The sequence below is a fragment of the Tenacibaculum sp. MEBiC06402 genome, from assembly GCF_049239625.1.
Taxonomy (GTDB): domain Bacteria; phylum Bacteroidota; class Bacteroidia; order Flavobacteriales; family Flavobacteriaceae; genus Polaribacter.
On the sequence record NZ_JBMKKT010000075.1, the window covers coordinates 1 to 3,380 of the forward strand.

Annotated in this window: 4 protein-coding genes; all 4 read right to left on the bottom strand. The window is 30.1% G+C overall.

What is annotated here, in order from left to right:
- Positions 1–8: 8 nt before the first annotated feature.
- Complete coding sequence (locus ACOSP6_RS01175) at positions 9–404, bottom strand: hypothetical protein (RefSeq protein ID WP_422092347.1); 396 nt, start codon at positions 402–404, stop codon at positions 9–11.
- A gap of 181 nt (positions 405–585) precedes the next feature.
- A complete protein-coding gene (locus ACOSP6_RS01180; protein ID WP_422095687.1) occupies positions 586–1,005 on the bottom strand; it encodes a hypothetical protein in 420 nt (139 codons plus the stop codon).
- A gap of 162 nt (positions 1,006–1,167) precedes the next feature.
- On the bottom strand, positions 1,168–2,640 hold the full coding sequence (locus ACOSP6_RS01185; protein ID WP_422092327.1) for a serine hydrolase domain-containing protein: 1,473 nt from the start codon (positions 2,638–2,640) through the stop codon (positions 1,168–1,170).
- Between the two features lie 158 nt (positions 2,641–2,798).
- Positions 2,799–2,993: a hypothetical protein gene (locus ACOSP6_RS01190; protein ID WP_422092678.1), complete on the bottom strand. Its 195-nt coding sequence runs from the start codon at positions 2,991–2,993 to the stop codon at positions 2,799–2,801.
- Positions 2,994–3,380 lie beyond the last annotated feature (387 nt).

The window sequence follows — 3,380 nt, forward strand, 5'->3', positions numbered from 1 at the left end:
GCAATTAATTATACACCTTGTTGTGGTGTCGTTTTTATTTTCAGTTTAGTTCCAATTTCAGGTTTAACTTTTTGTTTTTTCTTCTCAGGTTTGATTAGATATGTATAAACACCATTATTACGTTTGTCTAATTCCTTTTCCACTGCTATTTTTCTTTCCGATAGGGTTTTGAAAAAACTATCCACGTGCATTGATTCAGTTTCACATTCAAAATATTTTTCAGATTTGTCTAAAATTAAAATTCCGTGATGAACTCTTTTTTTAACAATCCAAATTTCATTAGTGGTACAGTCAATTATTTCTGTGTTCGGTGGAATTCCGTTTAAGTTATGTTTTAACTCTATCAAAAGTCCGAGTCCAGTAATGTTAAAACACTCAACTACTTTCACAAAGTTTGGTTCCATAAATTTCTTTAATTTCTATCTTTTTGAGTTAGTCGAGCAAATGTGCCACAACGTATTTGTATAACTGTTGTTACGGGATTAAAGTTACATATTTTGTTTAGAAACTAGTGTTAGTAATTACCGAGTGGATTCGGACGCAGTCGAATCCGCCGTAATTGTGGTTATACATTGTTGTACACCGTTATTTTTTATATAGTTTTTCAATCATTGAGTGATTTCCGTTCACAAAATATTCCAAATAATTCAAGGATTTTTCTAAACTAATTCCCCAAACATCGTCAACTACCATTTTTTCTTTTTCTCCTAACAATCCAAATAAGATTTTTACTTTTTTGGGTCTATTATACCAAAGAGAAAATTCAAGATTTTGGTTTTTATCGTAATGAGCGGTCAAACAGAAACTTTTTCCGTTTTCAATACAAGTAAAGTCAAGTGAAGGACTGTAATGTATGTTTTCAGAGTTTAATGAATCCGAAAATTTCAATTTTTCAATCCAAGGATAATTCTCAGCTATTTTTCGTACTTCATTGCCTGAAATGGGATTATTAAGATATTCAATATTTTCTTTTTCAGGATGACAAATAGAATATTTATAGGTCATTTTTTTCATGAATTTTAATGGTGTACAACGTATTTGTGTATGAAAAGTTGCGGTAATTTTAGTAGCAATTTTTCATTCATTTTTCATGATTTAGAATTAGTTATAATTTTTGATTTATAGATAATGCAGCTATTTTTTATACACCTTGTTGTGCCTAGTTATTTATTGTAAAATTCCAACTGTAAGTCCTGAAATAATAACTCCCAAAAGCAAAACCATTTGAAAAACTAATTCTATTTTTTTGCTTTTGTTTTCACTCCAATGTTTTACAATCATCCTCAATGTTTTAAAAGCCAAAAGCAGAACAATAGATATTACAAATAGGTATAAATATCTAACAGCTCCATAGTTCGTAGTAAGCATCAAAATTAATGACGACATACAACAAATGGATGCTATTAATCCTATTCTAAAGTTGGTCTTTCTAATCATATTCTTAGTTGATTTTTTGAAAAGAACAAAAATTAGATTTACAATTAGAAGTAATAAAGCAAAAATTAAGGTAAGTCCAATGGCAATTTGTTTACCAATAGTACCTGACAATAATAATTTATAGGTCAGGTTTTGCGCAAATTGGTCCCCAAGTCTAGAAGAGTTGGTAAACACTACAAACCCCCATTTTTTATCTTTATCTAAGGCGAAATATGTAGAGAAACCATCATTATTCCCACTATGAGTATAGAGTTCACCAATATTTAAAATAGATAATTTTGTAAAACCCAGTGTATAGTCCTGTCTAAGAAATCCTGATGCTATTTCAGAATGTGACTTATAAAGTTCTTTAAATCCGTTCTCCGACAGACCTTTTTTATTCATCATAGCAATCATCCATTTAGAAAAGTCAATCGCCTCTGAATGAATTGTTGTGGGGGCAACAAAAACTGAGTCGTAACTACTCCATAGATCAGATGCATATTTATCAATCCATTTCCCTTTAATATCGTAAGGTTGGACTTTATGTTTTTTGATGTAATCATTTTGTATGAACTTAGTGTGCTTCATTTTGAATGGAATAGCCACTCTTTTTTGAAACTCTTGCTCTAATCCAGCCCAATTAGTATTTAAAATATGTTTTAAAACTTTCGCTAAATATTGATAACCTTCTCCAGAATAATGATAGTCAGTCCCAGGCTCAAATTGAATGAAGAGTTTTTTATCAGGATAATCAGTACGCCAATTTGGAAATCCCGATCGATGTGAAAGTGCAATTCTAGCTGTTATCTTTTTATATCTCTCATCGTTTTGGATATCTGGATTTGGTAAATATTCATAAAGTGGTTTGTCTAAGTCAAGCAAACCGTCATCAACGAAAGTCATTACAAAAAAACCAAAAACTGATTTTGATATAGAAGCTCCTTCAAATATCGAATTATTGTCTGCTAATACTTGCTTTTCTTTGTTAGCAAATCCTTTTACGCTATGATATACTACTTCTCCATCATTTACGATAGCAACAGATATAGCTGGTATATTAAGTGATTCCATTTGAGCTTCTACAAAATCGTCTGTTGTTTTTTGAGAAATAGTTGTTCCGAAAAGAGTTTTTAAGTTTGGTTTTTCTGATTGATTTTGGCAGGCGACAAAAAAGAATGATACGAGTAGTAAAAAAAGATAATTTTGATTTATTTCTTTCATTCCGTGATTTGGTTTAATTAGGTACAACGTATTTGTGTATGATTTTTTGCGGCAAAAGGACGCGAGTTCTTTTCCGATGTTGCGGAAAGATAATTAATAAGATTGAATTTCTGGTGAGGAAATTCAGCCGCAATTAATTATACACGGTGTTAGGCACTTTATTTGTCAAATATTTTTTCAGTCAAAGTCTCAGTTATAATTGAGTCATTTGTTATAGTAAGTTTTTCAAAAATCCCATCATAATTTTCGTCTTTGAATTTTAGTTTTTTTACAGAATTTATAAATAAACTAAATTCTTCAGGGATTCCATCTTCGTCATAATCTATTATTTCACCAACTTTTTCTCCAGTCACATTAAAACACTCTACTTTCTCATATACACCATTTTCATTTCTATCAAATGAAGTTTGGTATAGTTTTCCATAAGTAGTAAAAGTTCTAATAATTTCATAATTGTTATCAAAGTTTTGGTCAAAAAACTGAGAAGCTAATTTGTCGTTTTTTTTTCCAATAACTGTTTAAAATTTCATCACCATTTTTCCATTCAAACTTATTGTTTTTACTTTCTGTAAAGTGTTTATTTTGATTTTTGACTTTAAAATAAAGAAACCCTAAGGTTGCAGTTGAGATTGATAGGAAGAATATTATAATTTTTTGCAATTTCATTAAGTTTGATATTGTGCCTAACGTATTTGTGTATGATTTTTTGCGGGAAAAGGACGCGAGTCGTTTTCCGATGT

Bases quoted from the DNA above. Each gene is read 5' to 3' on its own strand.
- ACOSP6_RS01185 (WP_422092327.1), bottom strand. From the start codon at position 2,640: ATGAAAGAAATAAATCAAAATTATCTTTTTTTACTACTCGTATCATTC.
- ACOSP6_RS01180 (WP_422095687.1), bottom strand. From the start codon at position 1,005: ATGACCTATAAATATTCTATTTGTCATCCTGAAAAAGAAAATATTGAA.
- ACOSP6_RS01175 (WP_422092347.1), bottom strand. From the start codon at position 404: ATGGAACCAAACTTTGTGAAAGTAGTTGAGTGTTTTAACATTACTGGA.